This window comes from Streptomyces sp. NPDC093221 (genome assembly GCF_044753885.1).
GTDB lineage: Bacteria > Actinomycetota > Actinomycetes > Streptomycetales > Streptomycetaceae > Actinacidiphila.
Map to the genome: position 1 here is coordinate 314,990 of NZ_JBIVOA010000006.1, position 25,521 is coordinate 340,510.

21 protein-coding genes are annotated in these 25,521 nt (G+C 72.8%); 19 read left to right on the forward strand and 2 right to left on the reverse strand.

Features of this window, described 5'->3' with window-relative positions; genetic code table 11:
• Positions 1 to 2 precede the first annotated feature (2 nt).
• From ACIQCJ_RS24240 to ACIQCJ_RS24295, 12 genes are all read left to right on the forward strand, one after another.
• Positions 3 to 1,301, forward strand: coding sequence for a dihydroorotase (locus ACIQCJ_RS24240; RefSeq protein ID WP_402712488.1), 1,299 nt, complete (start codon positions 3 to 5; stop codon positions 1,299 to 1,301).
• Positions 1,298 to 1,960, forward strand: coding sequence for a hypothetical protein (locus ACIQCJ_RS24245; protein WP_401307142.1), 663 nt, complete (start codon positions 1,298 to 1,300; stop codon positions 1,958 to 1,960). Before ACIQCJ_RS24240 ends, ACIQCJ_RS24245 begins: the two co-directional genes overlap by 4 nt.
• Positions 1,957 to 3,090, forward strand: a complete 1,134-nt coding sequence (gene carA, locus ACIQCJ_RS24250; RefSeq protein WP_355348776.1) for a glutamine-hydrolyzing carbamoyl-phosphate synthase small subunit — start codon at positions 1,957 to 1,959, stop codon at positions 3,088 to 3,090. The genes ACIQCJ_RS24245 and carA overlap by 4 nt, the downstream gene beginning before the upstream one ends.
• Entirely contained in the window at positions 3,083 to 6,400 is a 3,318-nt protein-coding gene (gene carB / locus ACIQCJ_RS24255; protein ID WP_355348779.1) for a carbamoyl-phosphate synthase large subunit, read from the forward strand. The genes carA and carB overlap by 8 nt, the downstream gene beginning before the upstream one ends.
• Before the next feature lie 84 nt (positions 6,401 to 6,484).
• Positions 6,485 to 7,594 carry a quinone-dependent dihydroorotate dehydrogenase gene (locus ACIQCJ_RS24260; RefSeq protein WP_402712491.1) on the forward strand — a complete coding sequence of 370 codons (1,110 nt, stop codon included), beginning with the start codon at positions 6,485 to 6,487 and terminating at the stop codon, positions 7,592 to 7,594.
• Between the two features lie 17 nt (positions 7,595 to 7,611).
• Entirely contained in the window at positions 7,612 to 8,451 is an 840-nt protein-coding gene (pyrF, locus tag ACIQCJ_RS24265) for an orotidine-5'-phosphate decarboxylase (protein WP_402712549.1), read from the forward strand.
• A gap of 388 nt (positions 8,452 to 8,839) precedes the next feature.
• Positions 8,840 to 9,163 carry an integration host factor gene (locus tag ACIQCJ_RS24270; protein ID WP_093712873.1) on the forward strand — a complete coding sequence of 108 codons (324 nt, stop codon included), beginning with the start codon at positions 8,840 to 8,842 and terminating at the stop codon, positions 9,161 to 9,163.
• A gap of 73 nt (positions 9,164 to 9,236) precedes the next feature.
• Positions 9,237 to 9,860 (forward strand): guanylate kinase, encoded by a 624-nt coding sequence (gmk, locus tag ACIQCJ_RS24275; RefSeq protein WP_355348790.1) that lies wholly within the window; start codon positions 9,237 to 9,239, stop codon positions 9,858 to 9,860.
• 49 nt (positions 9,861 to 9,909) lie between these two features.
• Entirely contained in the window at positions 9,910 to 10,182 is a 273-nt protein-coding gene (gene rpoZ / locus ACIQCJ_RS24280; RefSeq protein WP_033174507.1) for a DNA-directed RNA polymerase subunit omega, read from the forward strand.
• Positions 10,183 to 10,338: 156 nt separating this feature from the next.
• Positions 10,339 to 11,565, forward strand: a complete 1,227-nt coding sequence (gene coaBC / locus ACIQCJ_RS24285; protein ID WP_391046660.1) for a bifunctional phosphopantothenoylcysteine decarboxylase/phosphopantothenate--cysteine ligase CoaBC — start codon at positions 10,339 to 10,341, stop codon at positions 11,563 to 11,565.
• 145 nt (positions 11,566 to 11,710) lie between these two features.
• Positions 11,711 to 12,928, forward strand: a complete 1,218-nt coding sequence (gene metK / locus ACIQCJ_RS24290; RefSeq protein WP_401307156.1) for a methionine adenosyltransferase — start codon at positions 11,711 to 11,713, stop codon at positions 12,926 to 12,928.
• A gap of 84 nt (positions 12,929 to 13,012) precedes the next feature.
• Complete coding sequence (locus ACIQCJ_RS24295; RefSeq protein WP_402712493.1) at positions 13,013 to 15,151, forward strand: primosomal protein N'; 2,139 nt, start codon at positions 13,013 to 13,015, stop codon at positions 15,149 to 15,151.
• A gap of 466 nt (positions 15,152 to 15,617) precedes the next feature.
• Here ACIQCJ_RS24295 and ACIQCJ_RS24300 read toward each other — a convergent pair whose 3' ends face one another.
• The gene (locus tag ACIQCJ_RS24300) at positions 15,618 to 16,172 is read right to left on the reverse strand and encodes a hypothetical protein (RefSeq protein WP_355348803.1); all 555 of its coding nucleotides are present in this window, start codon (positions 16,170 to 16,172) and stop codon (positions 15,618 to 15,620) included.
• A gap of 280 nt (positions 16,173 to 16,452) precedes the next feature.
• On the opposite strand from ACIQCJ_RS24300, the gene def reads away from it, so the two are divergent.
• From def to ACIQCJ_RS24325, 5 genes are all read left to right on the forward strand, one after another.
• Positions 16,453 to 17,025, forward strand: coding sequence for a peptide deformylase (gene def, locus ACIQCJ_RS24305; RefSeq protein WP_391046667.1), 573 nt, complete (start codon positions 16,453 to 16,455; stop codon positions 17,023 to 17,025).
• 79 nt (positions 17,026 to 17,104) lie between these two features.
• Positions 17,105 to 18,037, forward strand: coding sequence for a methionyl-tRNA formyltransferase (fmt, locus tag ACIQCJ_RS24310; protein WP_391160780.1), 933 nt, complete (start codon positions 17,105 to 17,107; stop codon positions 18,035 to 18,037).
• Positions 18,038 to 18,143: 106 nt separating this feature from the next.
• The gene (locus ACIQCJ_RS24315) at positions 18,144 to 19,589 is read left to right on the forward strand and encodes an RsmB/NOP family class I SAM-dependent RNA methyltransferase (protein WP_402712494.1); all 1,446 of its coding nucleotides are present in this window, start codon (positions 18,144 to 18,146) and stop codon (positions 19,587 to 19,589) included.
• A gap of 141 nt (positions 19,590 to 19,730) precedes the next feature.
• Positions 19,731 to 20,147, forward strand: coding sequence for a YciI family protein (locus tag ACIQCJ_RS24320; RefSeq protein WP_355348815.1), 417 nt, complete (start codon positions 19,731 to 19,733; stop codon positions 20,145 to 20,147).
• On the forward strand, positions 20,147 to 21,292 hold the full coding sequence (locus tag ACIQCJ_RS24325; RefSeq protein ID WP_402712496.1) for an RNA polymerase sigma factor: 1,146 nt from the start codon (positions 20,147 to 20,149) through the stop codon (positions 21,290 to 21,292). Before ACIQCJ_RS24320 ends, ACIQCJ_RS24325 begins: the two co-directional genes overlap by 1 nt.
• Before the next feature lie 26 nt (positions 21,293 to 21,318).
• On the opposite strand, the gene ACIQCJ_RS24330 is transcribed toward ACIQCJ_RS24325, so the two are convergent.
• Complete coding sequence (locus ACIQCJ_RS24330; RefSeq protein ID WP_402712497.1) at positions 21,319 to 23,469, reverse strand: MMPL family transporter; 2,151 nt, start codon at positions 23,467 to 23,469, stop codon at positions 21,319 to 21,321.
• A gap of 182 nt (positions 23,470 to 23,651) precedes the next feature.
• Here ACIQCJ_RS24330 and rpe point away from each other — a divergent pair, with 182 nt between their 5' ends.
• Positions 23,652 to 24,326 carry a ribulose-phosphate 3-epimerase gene (rpe, locus tag ACIQCJ_RS24335; protein WP_355348824.1) on the forward strand — a complete coding sequence of 225 codons (675 nt, stop codon included), beginning with the start codon at positions 23,652 to 23,654 and terminating at the stop codon, positions 24,324 to 24,326.
• 138 nt (positions 24,327 to 24,464) lie between these two features.
• A complete protein-coding gene (locus tag ACIQCJ_RS24340) occupies positions 24,465 to 25,478 on the forward strand; it encodes a sugar-binding domain-containing protein (RefSeq protein WP_391160773.1) in 1,014 nt (337 codons plus the stop codon).
• Positions 25,479 to 25,521 lie beyond the last annotated feature (43 nt).

The following is a 25,521-nucleotide window of genomic DNA, read 5'->3' on the forward strand; positions in this document are numbered from 1 at the left end:
CCATGAGCAAGATCCTGATCCGTGGCGCGAAGGTACTGGGCGGCGAGCGGCAGGACGTCCTGATCGACGGCGAGACCATCGCCGGGATCGGCGCGGGCCTGTCCGGCGACGGGACCGAGGACGCCACCGTGGTCGACGGCGAGGGCCGGATGGTCCTGCTGCCCGGCCTGGTCGACCTCCACACCCACCTGCGCGAGCCGGGCCGCGAGGACTCCGAGACCGTGCTGACCGGCACCAGGGCCGCCGCGATCGGCGGCTACACCGCCGTGCACGCCATGGCCAACACCTTCCCCGTCGCCGACACCGCGGGCGTCGTCGAGCAGGTCTGGCGGCTCGGCAAGGAGTCCGGCTACTGCGACGTGCAGCCGGTCGGCGCCGTCACCGTCGGCCTGGAGGGCAAGCAGCTCGCCGAACTGGGCGCCATGGCCGACTCGGCCGCCCGGGTACGGGTCTTCTCCGACGACGGCAAGTGCGTGGACGACGCGGTGATCATGCGCCGCGCGCTGGAGTACGTGAAGGCGTTCGACGGCGTCGTCGCCCAGCACGCGCAGGAGCCCCGGCTCACCGAGGGCGCCCAGATGAACGAGGGCACCGTCTCCGGCGAGCTGGGCCTGACCGGCTGGCCCGCCGTCGCCGAGGAGTCGATCATCGCCCGCGACATCCTGCTCGCCGCGCACGTCGGCTCCCGCGTGCACATCTGCCACCTGTCCACCGCGGGCTCCGTCGAACTCGTCCGCTGGGCCAAGTCCAAGGGCTGGGACGTCACCGCCGAGGTCACCCCCCACCACCTGCTGCTCACCGACGAGCTGGTGCGTACGTACAACCCGGTCTACAAGGTCAACCCGCCGCTGCGCACCGAGGCGGACGTGCTCGCGCTGCGCGAGGCCCTGGCCGACGGCACCATCGACTGTGTGGCCACCGACCACGCACCGCACCCGCACGAGGACAAGGAATGCGAGTGGGCCGCCGCCGCCATGGGCATGGTGGGCCTGGAGACCGCGCTGTCCGTCGTGCAGCACACCATGGTCGACACCGGACTGCTGGACTGGGCGGGCGTCGCCGACCGCATGTCGGCCAGGCCCGCCGTCATCGGACGGCTCGCGGGCCACGGACGGCCGCTCGCCGAGGGCGAGCCCGCCAACCTCGTCCTGGTCGATCCCGCATACCGTGGGGTGGTCAATCCCGCGGGCTTCGCCTCCCGCAGCCGCAACACCCCCTACGAGGGACGCGAACTGCCGGGCCGGGTGCACGCCACCTTCCTGCGGGGCCAGGCGACGGTCATGGACGGGAAGCTCACGTGACACCTCTGACACTGCTGGCGGCCGGTACGGCGCGGGCCGCGGACAAGCACTCGGCGAAGGTCACCGACTGGACCGACCGGATCGGCTGGATCGTCGGCCTCGCCCTGTTCGTCGGCCTGCTGTACTGGCTGATGCGCCAGGGCTGGCAGTGGCGCCGCACTCTCCAGGGCGGCCTGCCCGCACTCCCGCAGGCCCCCGAGGAGACCGGCGAACCGCTCCTGGAATTCGACGGCCGCTACCACGGCAGCACCACCGCGGGGCAGTGGCTGGACCGGATCGTCGCCCACGGCCTCGGCGTACGCAGCAAAGTGACGCTCACCCTCACCGAGGAGGGCCTGGACGCCGACCGCGTCGGCGCCCCCGGCTTCTTCGTCCCCGCCGCCGCCCTGCGCGGCGCCCGCCTCGACAAGGGCATCGCGGGCAAGGTCCTCACCGAGGGCGGCCTGCTGGTCGTCACCTGGGAGCACGGCGGCACCCTCATCGACTCCGGCTTCCGCGCCGACCAGGCCGCGCAGCACCCGGCCTGGGTCGCGGAGATCAACCGCGTCAGCGGCGGCGAGGACGCCCCCGGCCGACGGGCGGCGGAAGTCGCCTTCGCGGACCACACACCGGGCGTCGGCCCGGCCGAACAACAGGCAAAGAAGGAAGGCGCACAATGACGACCTCCGTCCGGGCGGCCACCGCACCCGCCGTACTCGTCCTGGAGGACGGCCGCACCTTCCGCGGCCGTGCCTACGGGGCGGTGGGGGAGACCTTCGGCGAGGCCGTCTTCTCCACCGGTATGACCGGCTACCAGGAAACGCTCACCGACCCCTCGTACCACCGCCAGGTCGTCGTCATGACCGCCCCGCACGTCGGCAACACCGGCGTCAACGACGAGGACGCCGAGTCGTCCCGCATCTGGGTGTCCGGCTACGTCGTACGCGACCCCGCCCGCACCCCGTCCAACTGGCGCTCGCGGCGCTCGCTCGACGAGGAGCTGACCACCCAGGGCGTCGTCGGCATCAGCGGCATCGACACCCGCGCCCTCACCCGGCACCTGCGCGAACGCGGCGCCATGCGGGTCGGCATCTTCTCCGGCGAGGCACTGGCCGACGACGGCACGCTGCTTGCCAGGGTCCGGCAGGCCCCCGAGATGACCGGCGCCGACCTGTCCGCCGAGGTCGCCACCCGGCAGACCTACGTCGTCCCGGCGATCGGGGAGAAGCGCTTCACCGTCGCCGCCCTCGACCTCGGCATCAAGGGCATGACCCCGCACCGGATGGCCGAGCGCGGCATCGAGGTGCACGTCCTGCCCGCGAACGCGAGCGTCGAGGACGTCTACGCGGTCGCGCCCGACGGCGTCTTCCTGTCCAACGGCCCCGGCGACCCGGCCACCGCCGACCTCACCGTCATCCAGGCCGTCCTGGAGCGCGGGACCCCGCTGTTCGGCATCTGCTTCGGCAACCAGCTCCTCGGCCGGGCGCTCGGCTTCGGCACGTACAAGCTCAAGTACGGCCACCGCGGCATCAACCAGCCGGTGCAGGACCGCGGCACCGGCAAGGTCGAGGTCACCGCGCACAACCACGGCTTCGCCGTGGACGCGCCGCGCGACCGGGTCAGCGACACCCCGTACGGCCGCGCCGAGGTCAGCCATGTCTGCCTCAACGACGACGTGGTGGAGGGTCTGCGGCTGCTCGACCGGCCCGCCTTCAGCGTCCAGTACCACCCGGAGGCGGCGGCGGGACCGCACGACGCCGCCTACCTGTTCGACCGCTTCGTTTCCCTGATGGAGGGCCAGCGTGCCTAAGCGCACCGATATCCAGTCCGTCCTGGTCATCGGCTCCGGCCCGATCGTCATCGGCCAGGCCGCCGAGTTCGACTACTCAGGCACCCAGGCGTGCCGGGTCCTCAAGTCCGAGGGCCTGCGGGTCATCCTCGTCAACTCCAACCCCGCCACGATCATGACCGACCCGGAGATCGCCGACGCCACGTACGTCGAGCCGATCACCCCGGAATTCGTCGAGAAGATCATCGCCAAGGAGCGCCCCGACGCGCTGCTGCCCACCCTCGGCGGCCAGACGGCGCTCAACACCGCGATCTCGCTGCACGACAACGGCGTCCTCACCAAGTACGGCGTCGAGCTGATCGGCGCCAACGTCGAGGCGATCAACAAGGGCGAGGACCGCGACCTGTTCAAGGGCGTCGTCGAGGCCGTCAAGGCGAAGATCGGCTACGGCGACTCCGCCCGCTCGGTGATCTGCCACACCATGGACGACGTGCTCGCGGGCGTCGACACCCTCGGCGGCTACCCCGTCGTCGTCCGCCCCTCCTTCACCATGGGCGGCGCGGGCTCCGGCTTCGCGCACGACGAGGACGAACTGCGCCGCATTGCCGGCCAGGGCCTGACCCTCTCGCCGACCACCGAGGTGCTCCTGGAGGAGTCCATCCTCGGCTGGAAGGAGTACGAGCTGGAGCTGATGCGCGACAAGCACGACAACGTCGTGGTCGTCTGCTCCATCGAGAACTTCGACCCGATGGGCGTGCACACCGGCGACTCCATCACCGTCGCGCCCGCGATGACCCTCACCGACCGCGAGTACCAGATCCTGCGGGACATCGGCATCGCCGTCATCCGCGAGGTCGGCGTCGACACCGGCGGCTGCAACATCCAGTTCGCGGTCAACCCCGAGGACGGCCGGGTCATCGTCATCGAGATGAACCCGCGCGTCTCCCGCTCCTCCGCGCTCGCCTCCAAGGCCACCGGCTTCCCGATCGCGAAGATCGCCGCCCGCCTGGCCGTCGGCTACACGCTCGACGAGATCCCCAACGACATCACCGAGAAGACCCCCGCGTCCTTCGAACCGACGCTGGACTACGTCGTCGTCAAGGTGCCGCGCTTCGCCTTCGAGAAGTTCCCGGCCGCCGACGCCACCCTCACCACCACCATGAAGTCGGTGGGCGAGGCCATGGCCATCGGCCGCAACTTCACCGAGGCGCTCAACAAGGCGCTGCGCTCGCTGGAGAAGAAGGGCTCGCAGTTCGACTTCGTGACCCCGGTCTCCGCCGCGGACAAGGAAGCGCTGCTGGCCACCGCCGCCGTCCCCACCGACGGCCGGATCAACACCGTCATGACCGCGATCCGCGCCGGGGCCACCCCGGAAGAGGTCTTCGACGCCACGAAGATCGACCCCTGGTTCGTGGACCAGCTCTTCCTGATCCACGAGTACGCCGTCGAACTGGCCGCGGCCGACCGCCTCGACCCCGAACTGCTCGCCGACGCCAAGCGGCACGGCTTCTCCGACGCCCAGATCGCCGGCATCCGCTCCCTGCGCGAGGACGTCGTCCGCGAGGTCAGGCACGCGCTCGGCATCCGCCCGGTCTACAAGACCGTCGACACCTGCGCCGCCGAATTCGCCGCCGACACCCCGTACTTCTACTCGTCCTACGACGAGGAGAGCGAGGTCGCGCCGCGCGAGAAGGCCGCCGTGATCATCCTCGGCTCCGGGCCCAACCGGATCGGCCAGGGCATCGAGTTCGACTACTCCTGCGTCCACGCCTCCTTCGCGCTGCACGACGCCGGGTACGAGACCGTGATGGTCAACTGCAACCCGGAGACCGTCTCCACCGACTACGACACCTCCGACCGGCTCTACTTCGAGCCGCTCACCCTGGAGGACGTCCTGGAGATCGTGCACGCCGAGACGCTCGCGGGCCCGGTCGCCGGTGTCATCGTGCAGCTCGGCGGCCAGACCCCGCTCGGCCTGGCGCAGGCCCTCAAGGACAACGGGGTGCCGGTCGTCGGCACCTCGCCCGAGGCGATCCACCTCGCCGAGGACCGCGGCGCCTTCGGCCGCGTGCTGGCCGCCGCCGGACTGCCCGCGCCCAAGCACGGCACCGCCGTCACCTTCGACGGCGCCAAGGCCATCGCCGACGAGATCGGCTACCCGGTGCTCGTCCGCCCCTCGTACGTGCTCGGCGGGCGCGGCATGGAGATCGTCTACGACGAGACCCGGCTCGCCTCCTACATCGCCGAGTCCACCGAGATCAGCCCCGACCGCCCCGTGCTCGTCGACCGCTTCCTCGACGACGCCATCGAGATCGACGTGGACGCGCTCTACGACGGCCACGAGCTGTACCTCGGCGGCGTCATGGAGCACATCGAGGAAGCCGGCATCCACTCCGGCGACTCCGCGTGCGCCCTGCCGCCGATCACGCTCGGCGGCCACGACATCAAGCGGCTGCGCGCCTCCACCGAGGCCATCGCCGCCGGAGTCGGCGTACGCGGCCTGATCAACATCCAGTTCGCGCTCGCCGGGGACATCCTCTACGTACTGGAGGCCAACCCGCGCGCCTCCCGTACCGTCCCCTTCACCTCCAAGGCGACCGCGGTGCCGCTGGCCAAGGCCGCCGCGCGGATCTCGCTCGGCGCCACCGTCGCGGAACTGCGCGCCGAGGGCCTGCTGCCGACGACGGGCGACGGCGGCACCCTGCCGCTGGACGCGCCGATCTCCGTCAAGGAAGCGGTGCTGCCCTGGTCGCGGTTCCGCGACATGCAGGGCCGGGGCGTCGACACCATCCTCGGCCCGGAGATGCGCTCCACCGGCGAGGTCATGGGCATCGACGCGGTCTTCGGCACCGCGTACGCCAAGTCGCAGGCCGGGGCGTACGGCGCGCTGCCCACCAAGGGCCGCGCCTTCATCTCGGTCGCCAACCGCGACAAGCGCGCGCTGATCTTCCCGGCCCGCGCGCTGATCGAGCACGGCTTCGAACTGCTGGCCACCTCGGGCACCGCGGAAGTCCTGCGGCGCAACGGCATCGAGGCGCGGGTCGTGCGCAAGCAGAGCGAGGGCGTGGGTCCCGAGGGCGAGCCGACCGTCGTCACCCTCATCCACGAGGGCGAGGTCGACCTCATCGTCAACACCCCCTTCGGCACCGGCGGACGCCTCGACGGCTACGACATCCGCACCGCCGCCGTCGCCCGCGGCATCCCCTGCCTGACCACGGTCCAGGCGCTCGCCGCGGCCGTCCAGGGCATCGACGCCTTGACGCGCGGCGACATCGGGGTGCGCTCCTTGCAGGAGCACGCGCGGCATCTGATCGCGGCGCGCGAGGGGTGAGCTGCGGCCCGGCGCCCGCTGTGCGCGCAGTTCCCCGCGCCCCTTCCGGGGCGCATCCCCCTCCGAGGAGATGACCGCTACACGATGTACCACCTCTTCTTCCGGCTCTTCTTCCGGCGCATGGACGCCGAGAGCGCCCATCACCTGGCCTTCCGGTGGATCCGGCTGGTGGCGCGGATCCCCGTCCTGCGCACCTTCGTCGCGGCGGCGCTCGCGCCGCGCTACGCGTCGCTGCGTACCGAGGCCCTGGGCCTGCGGATGCACGGCCCGTTCGGGCTGGCGGCCGGGTTCGACAAGAACGCGGTCGCCATCGACGCGATGGCCATGCTCGGCTTCGACCACGTCGAGATCGGCACGGTCACGGCGCAGGGCCAGTCCGGCAATCCGCGGCCCCGGCTGTTCCGGCTGGTCGCCGACAGCGCGCTGATCAACCGGATGGGCTTCAACAACGACGGGTCCGCCGCCGTCGCGGACCGGCTCGCCGCCCGGCGACCGGTCTTCCGTACCACCGTCGGCGTCAACATCGGCAAGACCAAGACGGTCCCGGAGGAGGCGGCGGCGGCCGACTACGTGACGTCCACCGAGCGGCTGGCCGCGCACGCCGACTACCTGGTGGTCAACGTGTCCTCGCCGAACACGCCGGGACTGCGCAATCTCCAGGCGACCGCCGCCCTGCGCCCGCTGCTGACGGCGGTACGCGAGGCCGCCGACCGTACGGTGACCGACCGCCACGTGCCGCTGCTGGTCAAGATCGCGCCCGACCTGGCGGACGAGGACGTGGACGCCGTCGCCGACCTCGCCGTGGAACTGGGCCTCGACGGCATCATCGCCACCAACACCACCATCGCCAGGGACGGCCTCGGCCTGGCGTCCGACCCCCGGCTGACCGCGGAGACCGGCGGGCTGTCCGGCGCGCCGCTGGGCGACCGCTCCCTGGAGGTGCTGCGCAGGCTGTACGCGCGGGTCGGCGACCGGATCACGCTGGTCGGCGTCGGCGGCATCCGCGACGCGGAGGACGCCTGGCAGCGGATTCTCGCGGGCGCCACCCTGGTGCAGGGCTACAGCGCCTTCATCTACCAGGGCCCCTTCTGGATGCGCGCGGTCCACAAGGGCCTGGCCGCCCGCCTGGCCACCAGCCCGTACGCCACGCTCGCCGACGCCGTCGGCGCCGACACACGGAAGGTGCCGGTATGACCCCGACCCCGCCGCAGGTGGAACTCGAACCCTTCGGCGCGCGGCTGCGCCGGGCCATGGACACCCGCGGACAGCTCTGCGTCGGCATCGACCCGCACGCCGCGCTGCTCACCGCGTGGGGCCTCAACGACGACGTGGCCGGTCTCGAACGCTTCACGATGACCGTGGTCGAGGCGCTGGCCGACCGTACGGCGGTCCTCAAACCGCAGTCGGCGTTCTTCGAGCGCTTCGGCTCGCGCGGTATCGCCGTACTGGAGCGGGCGGTCGCCGAGGCGCGGGCCGCGGGCGTCCTGGTGCTGATGGACGCCAAGCGCGGCGACATCGGCTCGACGATGGCCGCGTACGCCGCCACGTATCTGGACAAGGACTCGCCGCTGTTCTCCGACGCGGTCACGGTCAGCCCCTATCTCGGCTTCGAGTCGCTGCGGCCCGCGCTGGACGCGGCGCGGATCTCGGGGTCCGGGGTCTTCGTCCTCGCCCTGACCTCCAACCCGGAGGGCGCGGAGGTGCAGCGGGCGACGGCGGCGGGCGGCGCGTCCGTCGCGCAGGTGATGCTCGACCACATGGCGGCCGAGAACGCGGGTGTGACGCCGCTGGGTTCGGTCGGCGCGGTGGTCGGCGCGACGCTGTCGGAGGCGGGCGCGGATCTCGACATCAACGGGCCGCTGCTGGCGCCCGGCATCGGGGCGCAGGGCGCCACGCCCGCGGGACTGCCGGCGCTGTTCGGCTCCGCGGTGGCCAATGTGGTGCCCAGCGTCAGCCGGGACGTGCTGCGGCACGGACCCGACGCGGCGGGACTGCGCGAGGCGGCGGCGCGCTTCACCGACGAGGTGCGCGCGGCGGTCGCGGGCGGGTAGCCGTACCGGTCGGGGGTAGGCGGCCCAACGACGGTGCGCGGCAGGGGAGTCCGGGTCCTCCGGGGCCCGGACGGACCCCAAAACGTTGCCCCGGTCGAGCCCCTGATGGGGCCGGTCGCGCGCTGTTTAAACGTCAAAAAGAAGGTTCAGATTCAACCACCGAACGAATTGACGCAGAAACCTGTTCCGCTTTGCCCCAAATATCCCGCTGGATCGAGTCTGACCAGGACTTTTCGTCTGTTCTCGCTGACTTGAGCCGTTCGGACCGCTAGTCTCCGACAGGAGCGGCGACGTTCACTCGCGTCGCTTCTCGCCCCGTAAACGCGGGGGGAGTGTGCTCCACCACACGGTCCATATCCGATTGCTCTACATCCGAGGTGACGTAGGCGTGGCTCTTCCGCCCCTTACCCCTGAACAGCGCGCTGCCGCGCTCGAAAAGGCCGCCGCGGCTCGCCGGGAGCGCGCCGAGGTCAAGAACCGGCTCAAGCACTCCGGCGCCTCTCTGCACGAGGTCATCAAGCAGGGCCAGGAGAACGACGTCATCGGCAAGATGAAGGTCTCCGCTCTCTTGGAGTCCCTGCCCGGCGTCGGCAAGGTGCGCGCCAAGCAGATCATGGAGCGGCTCGGGATCTCCGAGAGCCGTCGCGTCCGTGGTCTGGGCTCGAACCAGATCGCGTCCCTGGAGCGCGAGTTCGGCGGCGCCTCCGCCTGACGGTCCTCGTGCCCCCGGCAAGCTTTGCCCCGCCGCGGCACCAGCACCTCCGGGAACCAGGGATAATCGCTCCATGAGTTCTACAGTCTCCCGGGGGGCGGCCCGCCCCCTCGCTTCGCAGGGGGCCACTCCGGCCCCCCCGGACAGACACCCGCGACTGACCGTGCTCTCCGGCCCCTCAGGGGTCGGCAAGAGCACGGTCGTCGCCCACCTGCGCACGGTGCACCCCGACGTCTGGCTGTCGGTCTCCGCCACCACGCGCAAGCCGCGCCCCGGCGAGCAGCACGGTGTCCAGTACTACTTCGTGGACGACGACGAGTTCGACAAGCTCGTCGCCAACGGCGAACTGCTGGAGTGGGCCGAATTCGCCGGGAACCGCTACGGCACGCCCCGCGCGGCCGTGCTCGACAAGCTCGGCGCGGGCGAGCCCGTGCTGCTGGAGATCGACCTCCAGGGCGCCCGGCTGGTCCGTGAATCGATGCCCGAGGCGCGCCTGGTCTTCCTCGCGCCGCCGAGCTGGGAGGAACTGGTCCGCCGCCTCACCGGGCGCGGCACCGAATCGCCCGAGGTGATCGAGGAACGGCTGAGCGCGGCCAAGGTCGAACTGGCCGCCGAGGCCGAGTTCGACGTGACCCTTGTCAACACCTCGGTCGAGGCTGTAGCGCGTGAGCTGCTAGCCTTGATGCAGATTGACTGAGCTGACTCAGTCTTTTCCGTTTTCCATCAGTAGTAGGGGTAGGTAGAGCGTGTCCTCTTCCATCACCACGCCCGAGGGCATCATCAATCCTCCGATTGACGAGCTGCTCGAAGCCACCGATTCGAAGTACAGCCTGGTGATCTACGCCGCCAAGCGCGCGCGCCAGATCAACGCGTACTACTCCCAGCTCGGTGAGGGCCTGCTGGAGTACGTCGGCCCGCTCGTGGACACCCACGTGCACGAGAAGCCGCTCTCCATCGCGCTGCGCGAGATCAACGCGGGTCTGCTGACCTCCGAAGCGGTCGAGGCGCCCGCGCACTGACGCCAGCACACATCCACACGCGTTTCAGCACGGGCCCGGCGGAGCGACCGCCGGGCCCGTGGTGTGTCATGGGACGTGTCAGGTGACCCGCGCGGAACGGGTCGCGGGACAGGTCGCAGGACGGTTCGGACGACGGATCTCGGGTCGGGAGACACGATGGCGAAACCACAGGTCGTGCTGGGTGTGAGCGGTGGCATCGCCGCCTACAAGGCGTGCGAGCTGCTGCGGCGGCTCACCGAGTCGGGGCACGGCGTGCGGGTGGTGCCCACCGAGTCCGCGCTGCACTTCGTCGGCGAGGCCACCTGGTCGGCGCTGTCCGGCAACCCGGTCTCCACCCGCGTCTGGGACGACGTCCACGAGGTCCCGCACGTACGGATCGGCCAGCACGCCGACCTCGTCGTGGTCGCCCCCGCCACCGCCGACCTGCTCGCCAAGGCCGCCCACGGCCTCGCCGACGACCTGCTCACCAACACCCTGCTGACCGCCCGCTGCCCGGTGGTCTTCGCCCCCGCGATGCACACCGAGATGTGGGAGCACCCGGCCACCCGGGAGAACGTCGCCACCCTGCGGCGCCGGGGCTGCGTCGTCATCGAACCCGCCGTCGGCAGGCTGACCGGCGTCGACACCGGCAAGGGACGGCTGCCCGACCCCGCCGAGATCTACGAGGTCTGCCGCCGCGTGCTGCGCCGGGGACCCGCCGAGCCGGACCTGGCCGGACGCCATGTGGTGATCAGCGCGGGCGGTACCCGCGAACCCCTCGACCCGGTCCGCTACCTCGGCAACCGCTCCTCCGGCAAGCAGGGCTACGCGCTGGCCCGTACCGCCGTGGCGCGCGGCGCCCGGGTCACCCTCCTCGCGGCCAACACCGGGCTCCCCGACCCGGCCGGCGCCGACGTCGTCACCGTCGGCACCGCGGAACAGCTCAGGGAAGCGGTGCTCAAGGCCGCCGCCGACGCCGACGTGGTGGTGATGGCCGCCGCCGTCGCGGACTTCCGCCCCGCGCGGTACGCGGCGGGCAAGATCAAGAAGAAGGACGACCAGGAGCCCGCGCCGATCACCCTGGTCCGCAACGCCGACATCCTCGCCGAGATCTCCGCGCACCGCGCCCGGCCGGGACAGCTCGTCGTCGGCTTCGCCGCCGAGACCGACGACGTCCTCGTCAACGGACGCGCCAAGCTCACCCGAAAGGGTTGTGATCTGCTCGTCGTCAACGAAGTGGGTGACGGCAAGGCGTTCGGCACCGAGGAGAACGAGGCTGTGGTACTGGGCGCCGACGGCAGCGAGACCCCCGTACCGTACGGGCCCAAGGAGGATCTCGCGGACCGGGTGTGGGATCTTGTCGGCGCGAGATTGCCGGAAAGTGACACTCGGGTGGACGCGTGATGACGCGTTCCGCCACGAATCCAAAGGCCGAGATGCCGTGTCACGTCCGCGGCGGCGGACTATAAGCTTGCAGTGGAGTGCCGGGCGCAGCCCTGCGCACTCCGCCCAGATTCAGCCAGCAGCCGCTGCAACCCCAGGGAGCGATGTGTCCCGCCGCCTGTTCACCTCGGAGTCCGTCACCGAGGGACACCCAGACAAGATCGCTGACCAGATCAGCGACACCATCCTCGACGCCCTCCTCAAGGCCGACCCGCACTCCCGGGTCGCCGTCGAGACGCTGATCACCACCGGTCAGGTGCATATCGCGGGCGAGGTCACGACCACCGCCTACGCCGATATCGCCACCCTGGTGCGCAACAAGATCCTGGAGATCGGCTACGACTCCTCCAAGAAGGGCTTCGACGGCGCCTCCTGCGGCGTCTCGGTGTCCATCGGCGCGCAGTCCCCTGACATCGCACAGGGTGTCGACACCGCGTACGAGAAGCGCGTCGCGGGTTCCGCCGCGACCGACGACGACCTGAACAAGCAGGGCGCGGGCGACCAGGGCCTGATGTTCGGCTACGCGTCCGACGAGACGCCCGAGCTGATGCCGCTGCCGATCACGCTCGCCCACCGCCTGTCCAGGCGGCTGACCGAGGTCCGCAAGAACGGCCAGATCCCGTACCTGCGCCCGGACGGCAAGACCCAGGTCACCATCGAGTACGACGGCGACAAGGCCGTCCGCCTCGACACCGTCGTGGTCTCCTCGCAGCACGCCTCCGACATCGACCTGGAGTCGCTGCTCGCGCCCGACATCCGGGAATTCGTCGTCGAGGTCGAGCTGAAGGCCCTGCTCGACGACGGCATCAAGCTCGACACCGACGGCTACAAGCTGCTGGTCAACCCCACCGGCCGCTTCGAGATCGGCGGCCCCATGGGTGACGCCGGGCTCACCGGCCGCAAGATCATCATCGACACCTACGGCGGCATGGCCCGCCACGGCGGCGGCGCCTTCTCGGGCAAGGACCCGTCCAAGGTCGACCGCTCCGCCGCCTACGCCATGCGCTGGGTCGCCAAGAACGTCGTCGCCGCCGGGCTCGCCGCGCGCTGCGAGGTCCAGGTCGCCTACGCCATCGGCAAGGCCGAGCCCGTCGGTCTCTTCGTCGAGACCTTCGGCACCGCGAGCGTCGACGTCGAGAAGATCGAGCAGGCCATCAGCCAGGTCTTCGACCTGCGGCCCGCCGCGATCATCCGCGACCTCGACCTGCTCCGCCCGATCTACGCCCAGACCGCCGCCTACGGCCACTTCGGCCGCGAGCTGGAGGACTTCACCTGGGAGCGGACGGACCGCGTCGACGCCCTGCGCTCGGCCGCCGGGCTCTAAGTCCGTACGGCGCCCCCGCCCCGGTATGGGGGCGCCGTCTCGCGGCGGCGCGAGTGTGTCCGAGGGGTCTGTAAGAATCGCAAGGTGAGCAGCGAGAACGGTCAGGACGCCGAGCCCCCCGCAGGGGAGCAGCTCGCGCTCATTCGGGAGACCGTCAAGAAGGCGAAGGAGCCCAAGGCCAAGCCGCGGACATGGCGCGGGGCGGCCCTCGCCGAAGGGCTGCCGGTGGCACGGGTGCTGGTCGACAAGGGGCTGCTGCACCTGGACCAGTTCTTCGACTACGCGGTGCCGGCGGCCATGGACGAGGAGGCCAGACCCGGCGTACGGGTCAGGGTCCGCTTCGGGGCGCGCGTGGTGAAGGGCAGGAGAGAAGGCGGCTCGCTGCACGACGGCTTCATCGTCGAACGGCGGGCCGAGAGCGACTTCCGCGGCCCCCTCGCCCCGCTCGCGCAGGTGCTGTCGACCGAGCAGGTGCTGACCCCGCCGCTGCTGAAGCTGTGCCGCCAGGTCGCGGACCGGTACGCCGGAGCGCTCGCCGACGTCGTCCAGCTCGCCGTACCGCCCAGGATGGCCCGCGCCGAGCGCGACCCGTCACCGGGACCGCTGCCGGACCCGGCGGCGCCGGAGCCGGGGAGCTGGCGGCGGTACGCGACGGGCCCCGCGTACCTCCAGGCGCTGGCCCGCGGCGACACGCCCCGCGCGGTCTGGCTCGCGCTGCCCGGACCGCACTGGCCGCGCGAACTGGCGGTGGCCGTCGCCACCACCCTCGCCTCTGGCCGCGGCGCCCTGGCCGTACTGCCCGACGGCCGGTCCGCCGCCCGGGTCGACGCGGCGCTGACCGAACTGCTCGGCGAGGGCCGCCACGTCCTGCTCACCGCCGACGCGGGCCCCGAGGAGCGGTACCGGCGCTGGCTGGCCGTCAGCCGCGGCGCGGTACGGGCCGTCGTCGGCACCCGCGCCGCGATGTTCGCGCCCGTCACCGACCTCGGCCTCGTCGCGCTCTGGGACGACGGCGACTCCAGCCACGCCGAGCCGCACGCCCCGCAGCCGCACGCCCGTGACGTCCTGCTGTTGCGCGCCGCCGAGGAACGGACCGCGTTCCTGCTCGGCGGCCTCACCAGCACCGTCGAGGCGGCCCAGCTCGTGGACAGCGGCTGGGCGCTGCCGCTGGCGGCCAGCCGGGACGAGGTACGGGCGGCGGCGCCGCTGATCCGCACGGTCGGCGACGGCGACCAGGCCAGGGACGAGGCCGCGCGCGCCGCCCGGCTGCCGTCGATCGCCTGGCAGGTCACGCGGGAGGCGCTGGCGCGCGGCCCGGTCCTCGTCCAGGTGCCGCGCCGCGGCTACGTACCCCGGCTCGCCTGCGACAACTGCCGCGAACCCGCCCGGTGCACCGCCTGCGCCGGGCCGCTCGAAGTCCGCGAGCAGGGCGGCACCCCGCACTGCGGCTGGTGCGGGCGGCCCGCCGCCGACTGGCACTGCCCCGAGTGCGGCGGCTTCCGGCTGCGCGCCCAGATCGTGGGCGCGCGGCGCACGGCCGAGGAGCTGGGGCGCGCCTTCCCCAAAGTGCCGGTACGCACCTCGGGGCGCGACACCGTCCTCGCCTCGGTCGGCGCGGCCCCCGCGCTGGTCATCGCCACCCCCGGCGCCGAACCCGTCGCCGACACCGGCTACGCGGCGGCCCTGCTGCTCGACGGCTGGGCGCTGCTGAACCGGCCCGACCTGCGCGCCGGTGAGGAGGCGCTCCGGCGCTGGGCGCACGCCGCCGCCCTCGTACGGCCCGCGGGCGAGGGCGGCACCGTCGTCATCCTCGGCGAGCCGACCCTGCGGCCCGTCCAGGCCCTCGTCCGCTGGGACCCCGCCGGGCACGCCCTGCGCGAGCTGGCCGAACGCGCCGAGCTGCGCTTTCCGCCGGTCTCCCGGATGGCCTCGGTCGTCGGGCCCCCGGCCGCCGTGGTCGACCTCCTCGACACCTTGCGGCTCCCGCCGGGTACCGACCAGCTAGGGCCCGTGCCCCTGCCCGTCCCCACGCCCGGCCCCGGCCGCACCCGCCGCCACGGGGAGCCGCCGCCCGGCGAGCAGTGGGAACGGCTTCTGCTCCGCGTGCCCCCCGGCACCGGCTCCGCCCTCGCCGCCGCCCTCAAAGAGGCCCAGATCGCTCGCGCCACCCGTGGCGCCTCCGACCCGGTCCACGTCCGCATGGACCCCCCCAACATCGGCTGACCGGCTCCGCCGGGGGTTCCCCACTTTCCCGGTGACCCGGTTGACCGCCCCGAACGGCCCCTGTCCCGCGACGGCTTTCCCGCGCCCCTGGAGGGGGCTGTACCTGTCGTCTGCGCACGACGGCTCGTCGTGGCTTGTCGCGCAGTTCCCCGCGCCCCTCAAAAGACCGGCGCCACCGCCACGTGCACGACCACGTGCGCTCACCCCACGCGGCCGAGAGCCCCGCCAGGGGCGCGGGGAACTGCGCGACAAGCCACGACGGACCGTCGTGGGAAGCGGACCGCGTGTCCCAGGGCCCTGGGGGGAGGGTGGGGGAAGGCACGGCGAGCCGCGACGGGCCCTCGTGGGGGAAAAGGGGGCGAGCCCCCTCCCGGAAGCGCGCCGCAGGCGCGCGGTGCCCGACCTGTCGGCGTGGCGGGCGGCGGCGGGACTACGGCGCGGAGGTGGGAGGGGGGAGGGGACGGCGTCAGCCGTTGCGCGGCCCGGGGAAGGACGTGACGGCGTCCTCACGGTCGTCGCGTGGCTCGCGCGCTTCCAGTGCCCCCAGCGGAAGCGGGCCCGGCGGAAGCGCCCCCGGCATGGAACGGGCGGCGGGGACGGACGCGAGGGGCGCGGGGCTGCCGGTCACCACCCCGTGCCCGGAGGCGGCCTGCTCGTCGGGTCCGGGAGGCGCGCTGCGGCGCCCGCCGTACCGGCGGTGCACCGCCTGTTTGGTCACGCCGAGCGCGGAGCCGACGGCGTCCCAGGAGAACCCCAGGGAGCGGTCGAACTCCACGGCCGCGGTGACCAGGGTCTCCACGCTGTCGCGCAGCTCCTGAGCGAGCCGGACGGTCGGGGCGGGCGCGCGGCCGTACACGACGAATCCGGCGGTGGGGCCGCTGCGGCGCGGCCGGTAGACGTTGCCCAACTGGGCGGTCAGGGTCCGCAGCGCGTCCACTTGGCGGCGGACCCTTTCGATGTCCCGCACCAGCAGGTGCAGGCTGGCCCGTGCCTGGGCGTCAGGGGTTGCGTGGTCGGGCATCAACAAGCCTCTCCAACCGGCGGTTACTTAAGGAATGGGCCGTGTGCATTGACCCGAATTCGGGCAAACTCTCTTGACCAACGCGCCAGCCGCCCATGGAGTCACGCAGCAAGGGGCGCAGCCCACCCCTCGGGGGGCGCGCGGCCGGGCGCGCACCCCCGCCACGGCGGGCCGAACGCGCCTCTAGAATTGACCCCTGCCCCGTCCCCGGGGCGGTCAGGACGGCCGGCACCCGGCGTCCGGAGCCGCCGCCGTACGCCCGTTCCAGGAGACCGCCGCCGTGTCCGTCAAGCCCATCCGCCTCTTCGGTGACCCGGTGCTGCGCATGACGGCGCAGCCGGTCACGACCTTCGACAAGGAACTGCGCACGCTCGTACAGGACTTGACCGACACCATGCGGGACGCGCCGGGCGCGGGCCTGGCCGCGCCGCAACTGGGCGTCTCCCTGCGGGTGTTCACCTACTTCGTCGAGGGCGAGCTGGGCCACCTGATCAACCCGGAGCTGACGCTCAGCGAGGACGAGCAGGACGGTCCCGAGGGCTGCCTGTCGCTGCCTGGCCTGACGTACGACTGCAAGCGCGCGTACGGCGTCGTCGCCAAGGGCCGCAACATGTACGGCGACCCGGTCACGATCGAGGGCACGCAGCGGCTCGCCCGCTGCATCCAGCACGAGACGGACCACCTGGATGGGGTCATCTTCATCGACCGGCTCGACACCGAGCAGCGCAAGGCCGCGCTCAAGGCGATCCGCGAGGCGACCGAGGGCCCGGACGGCATCTGGCGGGTGCCGGGCGAGAACAGCGTGCCGCAGGTGAAGATCTCGCCGCACGACACCTTCGGGCGCGGGCAGTGACGCCCGCCCCCTGACGGCGGCCAGCCGTCAGGCCGAAAAGCCCGCCCGTGAACCACCATCGAGAGGCACACCCCGCACGATGAGGCTCGTCTTCGCCGGCACCCCCGAGGTCGCCGTACCCGCACTGGACGCACTGCTGGCCTCCGACCGGCACGAGGTCGTCGCCGTCGTGACCCGGCCCGACGCGACGGCCGGGCGCGGCCGCAAGCTGCTGGCCAGCCCCGTCGCCGAGCGGGCCGCCGAGGCCGGCGTCGAAATCCTCAAGCCCGCGCGCCCCCGCGACGAGGACTTCCTCGCCCGGCTGCGGGAGATCGCCCCCGACGCCTGCCCGGTCGTCGCCTACGGCGCGCTGCTGCCCAAGGCCGCGCTCGACATCCCCGCGCACGGCTGGATCAATCTGCACTTCTCGCTGCTGCCCGCCTGGCGCGGCGCCGCGCCCGTGCAGCACGCGGTCATGGCAGGTGACGAGGTCACCGGCGCGTCCACCTTCCTCATCGAGCAGGGGCTCGACTCCGGGCCCGTCTACGGCGTCCTCACCGAGGAGATCGGCCCGACCGACACCAGCGGCGACCTGCTCACCCGGCTCGGCCGCAGCGGCGCCGGGCTGCTCGTCGCCACCATGGACGGCATCGAGGACGGCCGCCTCGTCGCCCGGCCCCAGCCCGCCGACGGGGTCACCCTCGCGCCCAAGATCACCGTCGAGGACGCGGCCGTCGACTGGACGGCGCCCGCGCTCCGCGTCGACCGCCTCATCCGGGGGTGCACCCCCGCGCCCGGCGCCTGGACCCTGACCTCCGGCGAACGCCTCAAGCTCGGGCCCGTCCGGCCCCAGCCCGACCGCGTCGACCTCGCCCCCGGCGAGCTGGGCGTCGCCAAGAACGCCGTGTACGTCGGCACGGGGAGCCACGCCGTACTCCTCGGAGAGGTGCAGCCGCAGGGCAAGAAGCGGATGGCCGCCGCCGACTGGGCCCGGGGCGCCCGCATCCCGTCCGGCTCCCGCCTCGGGGCCTAGGGCGGACAGGCCCTAGGCCTGTCCGCAGGGCAGGAGTACGCCCCGCGCCGCAGGCGCTTAGGGTGGACGGCGACCGACCTTCGTAAAAATCGGAGCACCTTCACACGTGAACGACCAGCCGCGCCGCCGCCCGCAGGGCAAGCCGTACCGCCGACCCCAGCGTGACCCCGTCAGAATCCTGGCGTTCGAGGCGCTGCGGGCGGTGGGGGAGCGGGACGCGTACGCGAATCTGGTGCTGCCGGGCCTGCTGAAGGCGGCGGAGGCGGAGGCGGTGAAGAAGGGCCGGGAGTTCGACCGGCGGGACGCGGCGCTGGCGACGGAGCTGGTGTACGGGACGCTGCGGCGGCAGGGAACGTACGACGCGGTGATCGCGGCCTGCGTGGACCGGCCCTTGCGCGAAGTGGACCCGCCGGTGCTCGACGTGCTGGCGCTGGGCACCCACCAGCTGCTCGGGACCCGTATCCCGACGCACGCGGCGGTGTCGGCGAGCGTCGAGCTGGCCCGGGTGGTGCTCGGCGACGGCCGGGCGAAGTTCGTGAACGCGGTGCTGCGGAAGGTCTCCGCGCACGACCTTGACGAGTGGCTCGAACTGGTCGCGCCGCCGTACGACGAGGACCCCGAGGACCACCTGGCCGTCGTGCACTCGCATCCGCGCTGGGTCGTCTCGGCGCTGTGGGACGCGCTCGGCGGCGGCCGGGCCGGGATCGAGGACCTGCTGGCGGCGGACAACGAGCGGCCCGAGGTGACGCTGGCCGCGCGCCCCGGCCGGTCGACCGCGCGCGAGCTGATGGAGTCGCTGCCGCCGGACACGACGGAGCCCGGCCGCTGGTCGCCGTACGCGGTACGGCTGGCCGAGGGCGGTGACCCGGCGGCCGTGGACGCGGTCCGCGAGGGCCGGGCCGGCGTGCAGGACGAGGGCAGCCAACTCGTCGCCGCCGCGCTGGCCGCCGTCCCGCTCGACGGCCGGGACGCCCGCTGGCTCGACGCCTGCGCGGGCCCCGGCGGCAAGGCCGCGCTCCTCGCGGCCCTCGCGGCCCAGCGCGGCGCGGAACTCGTCGCCGCCGAGAAGCAGCCCCACCGCGCCCGCCTCGTGGCCCGCTCCCTGGCGGGCAACCCCGGCCCGTACCAGGTCGTGGTCGCCGACGGCACCCGCCCCGCCTGGGCCGAGGGCTCCTTCGACCGCGTCCTGGTCGACGTGCCCTGCACCGGCCTCGGCGCGCTCCGCCGCCGGCCCGAGGCCCGCTGGCGACGGCGCGCCGAGGACGTACCCACCTTCGGCCCCCTCCAGCGCGGCCTGCTCACCGAGGCCCTGCACGCCGTGCGCGTCGGCGGCGTCGTCGGCTACGCGACCTGCTCCCCGCACCTGGCGGAGACCCGCGCCGTCGTGGACGACATCCTCCGCGACGACCGCGCCCCGGCCGCCGAGCGCATCGACGTACGCCCGCTGCTGCCCGGTGTCCCCGCCCTCGGCGACGGCCCCGACATCCAGCTCTGGCCGCACCTGCACGGCACGGACGCGATGTACCTCGCCCTCCTGCGCCGTACGGCCTGACCGCCCGCCGGGAGCCGGTCGCCCGCGTTCAGCCGCGCGGGCGAAAAACATCCGGCGGCGATGTCGAGAACCCGCGCACGGCTCCGTCCCCGAGGTGAAGCGCGATCACAATGGGCCGCATCCGCACCGAGGAGAAGCACCATGGCGAAGTATCTGCTGCTCAAGCACTACCGGGGCGCCCCGGCACCGGTGAACGACGTACCCATGGCGCAGTGGACGCCGGAGGAGATCTCGGCGCACGTGACGTACATGAACGACTTCGCGACCCGCCTCGAGGAGACCGGCGAGTACGTCGACAGCCAAGCGCTCGCCCCCGAGGGGACCTTCGTGCGGTACGACGGGGAGGGCCGTCCGCCGGTCACCGACGGGCCGTTCGCCGAGACCAAGGACGTCATCGCCGGGTGGATGGTGATCGACGTCGACAGCTACGAGCGGGCCCTCGAACTGGCAGGGGAGCTGTCGGCCGCGCCCGGCGCCGGGGGTAAGCCGATCCACGAGTGGCTGGAGCTGCGTCCGTTCCTCGGCGCCCACCCCACCGTCACGGGGTGCCCCCACTGATGGACGAGGCTCTGGTCAGGAGCCTCACCCCGGCAGTGCTCGCGATCCTCGTCCGGCGCGGAGCCGACTTCGCGGCGGCCGAGGACGCGGTGCAGGACGCACTGGTCGAAGCGGTACGCGTCTGGCCCGACGATCCGCCGCGTGACCCGAAGGGCTGGCTGGTGACGGTGGCCTGGCGGCGGTTCCTCGACGCGACGCGGGCGGACACGGCACGGCGCAGGCGTGAGGACCGGGTGGACGAGGAACCGGCGAGCGGGCCCGCCTCCGGCGCGGACGACACCCTCCAGCTCTACTTCCTGTGCGCGCACCCGTCGCTGACCGCGTCGTCGGCGGTCGCGCTCACCCTGCGGGCCGTCGGCGGCCTGACCACCCGGCAGATCGCCCAGGCGTATCTGGTGCCCGAGGCGACGATGGCACAGCGCGTCAGCCGGGCCAAACGCACCGTCTCCGGCGTGCGGTTCGACCGGCCGGGCGACGTCGCCACGGTGCTGCGGGTCCTGTACCTGGTCTTCAACGAGGGCTACTCCGGCGATGTCGACCTGTCCGCCGAGGCCGTCCGGCTCACCCGGCAGCTCGCGGCCGTGATCGACCACCCCGAGGTGGCGGGGCTGCTCGCCCTCATGCTGCTGCACCACGCCCGCCGGGCCGCCAGGACCGCGCCCGACGGCAGCCTCGTACCGCTCGCCGAGCAGGACCGCGGCCGGTGGGACACCGGGGCGATCGCCGAGGGCGTCGAGATCCTTCAGGCGGCGCTGGCCCGCGGCCGGCTGGGCGAGTTCCAGGCCCAGGCCGCCATCGCGGCGCTCCACGCGGACGCGCCCACGGCCGAGGAGACCGACTGGGCGCAGATCGTCGAGTGGTACGACGAACTGGCGGCCCTGACCGACAGCCCGGTCGTCCGCCTCAACCGGGCGGTGGCGGTCGGCGAGGCGCACGGCCCCCGCGCCGGTCTCGCGGCGCTCGCCGCCCTCGACGACACGCTGCCCCGGTACACGGCGGTCGCCGCGTATCTCCACGAGCGCGACGGCGACCTGGCGACGGCGGCCCGGCTCTACGCGCAGGCGGCCCCGAAGGCGCCGAACCTCGCCGAGCGCGACCACCTGACCCGGCAGGCGGCCCGGCTCAACACCCGCCGCGAGCGCTGACGCGCCCATGGTCCGCCGGACAGGCCCTAACGGCTGTCCGCTGGCTGCTCCCGGTCCTCCTCGCGCGCCTGCGCCGGGGCGGCACGGGGCGCGTCGAGCCTGCTCGGCCACCACACCCGGTGGCCCAGGTCGAGGGTGATCGCGGAGACCAGCACCGAGCGGACGACGAAGGTGTCGAGCAGGATGCCGAAGGCGACCGCGAAGCCGATCTCGGCGAAGCCGACGACCGGGAGCGTGCCGAGCACCGCGAAGGTGCCCGCGAGGACGAGCCCGGCCGAGGTGATCACCCCGCCGGTGGCGGCGAGACCGGTACGGACGCCGTCGCGGGTGCCGCGCCGGACGGTCTCCTCCCGGATGCGGGTCATGAGGAAGATGTTGTAGTCGATGCCCAGCGCCACCAGGAACACGAAGACGAACAGCGGGAACGCCGTGTCCTCGCCCGCGTATCCGAACACGTGCCGGAAGACCAGCGAGCTGACGCCGAGGGCGGCGCCGAAGGACAGCACCACCGTGGCCATCAGCACCAGCGGCGCCACCAGGGCCCGCAGCAGCAGCGCCAGGATCAGCAGGACGACCAGCAGGATCAGCGGGATCAGCAGCTTGTTGTCGCGGCTCGCCGCCTGATTCGTGTCCTTCTGCACCGCCGTCCCGCCGCCGACCAGGGCGTCCGCGCCGGGGACGCGGTGCAAGGTGTCGCGGGCCAGCCGTACGGTCCGCTGGGCGGCCCCGCTGTCCGCGCGGTCGGCGAGAGTGGCCTCCAGGTAGACCCGGCCGTCCCTCTGCGCGGCCACGCCCGGCGGGGTGCCGACCGAGCCGGGCACGACGCCCTGCACCGAGGCCAGCGCCGTACGCACCTCGTCGGCGGCGCCCGCCCGCGCGATCACCACCAGCGGCTGGCCGCCGCCGGCCGGGAAGTAGCGGGACTGCACCTTCTGGCCGACCACCGAGTCCGGGGTGTCGGTGAAGCTGTCCGCGCTGGACAGGCCGGTCGCCTTCAGCGAGAACAGCCCGAGGCCGAGCGCGCCGAGCACGACCACCGTCGTGATCCACACCGACCGCGGCCGGTGGCCGACCGCCGTGCCGATCCGCGACCACACACCGGCCTCGGTCGGCTCCGCGCTGCCCACGTGCGGGATCGCGGGCCAGAACACCCAGCGGCCGAAGATCACCAGCAGGGCGGGGAAGAGCGTGAGCATCGCCAGCAGGGCCACCGCGACACCGATCGCGGCGACGGGGCCGAGCCCGGAGGTCGAGTTCATGTCGGCGGCCAGCAGGCACAGCATGCTCAGCGCCACCGTGGCCGCGCTCGCGATGATCGCGGGGCCCGCCCGGTGCAGGGCGAGCGCCATCGCCTCGTGCCGGTCCTCGTGATCGCGCAGCTCTTCGCGGTAGCGGGCGACGAGCAGCAGCGCGTAGTCCGTACCCGCGCCGAACACCAGGACGGTGAGGATGCCCGCGCTCTGGGCGTTGACCACCAGACCGGCGTGCTCGGCGAGGAGGTAGATCACCGCCTCCGACGTGAACAGCGCGCCGATCACGGACAGCACCGGCACGAAGAGCAGGCTCAGGCTGCGGTAGGTGATCAGCAGGATCACGACGACGACGGCGAGGGCCGCGTACAGCAGGGTGCCCTCGATCCCGGCGAAGGCGTCGGCGGAGTCCGCGGAGAAGCCGCCGGGGCCCGTGATGTGCGTCCTGAGCCCGTCGTCGCCCTGCCCGACGGTGGACCTGAGCTGCTTGACCGCGTCCGCGATGGTGCTCCAGCCGCTCGGGTCGATGGTGATCGGCACGATGAGCAGCGCGGCGCGCGGCGCGGTCCGCCGGTCGAGCTGCGGTCCGACCGTACGGCTGCCGACGATGCCGTGCGCGGTCAGCGACTTGACCGAGGCGGCGTCCGCGCCGACCTTCGCCACATCCGCGTCGGTCAGGCCGCTGGGCCGGGAGTACACGACGACCGCGGGCGCGCTCTCCGGCACGAACTGCTTCTGGAGCTCCAGCACTTGGGTGGACTCCGCCTTGCTCGGCAGCCAGCTCGCCGAGTCGTTCTTCTGCGCGTCGGTGAGTTTCTGGGCCAGCGGCGAGACCACCACCAGCACGACGATCCACAGGCCGAGCACGACCCACTTGCTCCGCCGCCCGCAGACGACGTGCGCTATTCGTCCCGCTCCGCCCGCCATGAGTGCCCCCCGGGCCCGCTCGTGGTGTCGTCCCCCCGCCGTCCGACGCGACGCCCTGGGAGCGCCGGACCGTGCCGGAGAGTGATCGGCACCAGCATGGCACTGGCGTTCGTCCCGTGTCCGAGGGTTGGCGGGACCGGTGGGTGGGAACACACGTCCTCCGGATCTGGTTTGCTGGACCCATGAGCGTGCAGATCAACCCCAGCATTCTTTCCGCCGACTTCGCGCGGCTCGCCGAGGAGGCGAAGGCGGTCGAGGGCGCCGACTGGCTCCATGTCGACGTGATGGACAGCCACTTCGTGCCGAACCTCACGCTGGGGGTGCCGGTCGTGGAGTCCCTGAGCAGGGCGACGGAGACGCCGCTCGACTGCCACCTGATGATCGAGGACCCGGACCGCTGGGCGCCCGCGTACGTGGAGGCCGGCGCGGGCTCGGTGACCTTCCACGTGGAGGCGGCGGCGGCGCCGGTCCGGCTCGCCAGGGAGATCCGGGCGAAGGGCGCGCGGGCGTCGATGGCGCTCAAGCCCGCCACCCCGGTCGAGCCCTACGAGGACCTGCTGCCGGAACTCGACATGCTGCTGATCATGACGGTCGAGCCGGGCTTCGGCGGCCAGGCGTTCCTCGACATCATGCTGCCGAAGATCCGTCGTACCAGGGCGCTGATCGACCGCTACGGCCTCGACATGTGGCTCCAGGTCGACGGCGGCGTCTCGGCCGAGACCATCGAGCGGTGCGCCGAGGCGGGCGCCGACGTCTTCGTCGCGGGCTCCGCGGTGTACGGCACGGACGACCCCGCCGCCGCGGTCCGCGCGCTGCGCGAGCAGGCCGCCGCGAAGGCCGCGGAAGTGCCCCGGTGAAGGGGGCGCCTACCGGGGGTTACCACGGGCGGAAGCGTCATCGCTACGCGCCCGTAACACGGCACGATCTGCGAGGATGAGCGCGGAGCGGATCACATGGGGCAACGCGGATCAGATAGGCGACTGGGGAGAACCGACGTGAGCACAGGCCGCACACAGGTGCGCATGGGCCCCGGCGAGATGGTCCAGGCGGCGGCGATGGCACGTCGCTTCTACCTGGAGGGCAAGTCCAAAATCCAGATCGCCGAGGAGTTCGGGGTCAGCCGCTTCAAGGTGGCCAGGGTCCTGGAGACCGCCCTCGAACGCGACCTGGTGAGAATCGAGATCCGCGTCCCCGCCGAGCTGGACGCCGAGCGCTCCGACGCCCTGCGCGCCCACTACGGCCTGCGGCACGCCGTCGTCGTCGAGACCCCGCCCGACCAGGCGGACGCGCCCGACCCGGAGAATCTGGGCGCCGTCGCCGCCGACCTGCTCGGCGAGCTGGTGGACGACGGCGACGTACTGGGCCTGGCCTGGGGCCGCTCCATCATCACCATGGCCAACGCGCTGGACCGGCTCGCGCCCTGCACCGTCGTCCAGCTCACCGGCGTCTACGACGTCGGCACCACCGAGCGCGGCTCCGTCGAGGCGGTACGCACCGCCGCCGCCGTCTCCGGCGGCGAGGCGCATCCGCTGTACGCGCCAATGGTGCTCGCCGACCCCGCCACCGCCAGCGCCCTGCGCGCCCAGAGCGGCATCGCCGCCGCCATGGGCTACTTCGACAAGGTCACCGTCGCCGTGGTCTCCGTCGGCTCCTGGGAAGCGGGCGTCTCCACCGTCCACGACGCCCTCACCGACGAGGAGCGCGAGCACTACGCGGGCCTCGGCGTCGCCGCCGAGATGTCCTCCCACCTCTTCGACGCCCAGGGCCGCAGGGTCGGCCGCGACCTCGGCGAGCGCTGCATCACCATCGACGCCGACCGGCTCCGCCGGATCCCCGAAGTGCTCGCCATCGCGGGCGGTCGCCGCAAAGCCGCCGCCATCGACGCGGTGCTCCGCTCCGGCCTCGTCACCAGCCTGGTCACCGACACCGCCGCCGCCGACCACCTCCTGCACTCCACCGCCCCCGCCCCCCGCCCCGCCCTCGACCGCGCCGACCCCGACGGCCCCTGACCCCTCAGGCTTCGCCGCGGTACGAGGACGGCCACCAGCCCGC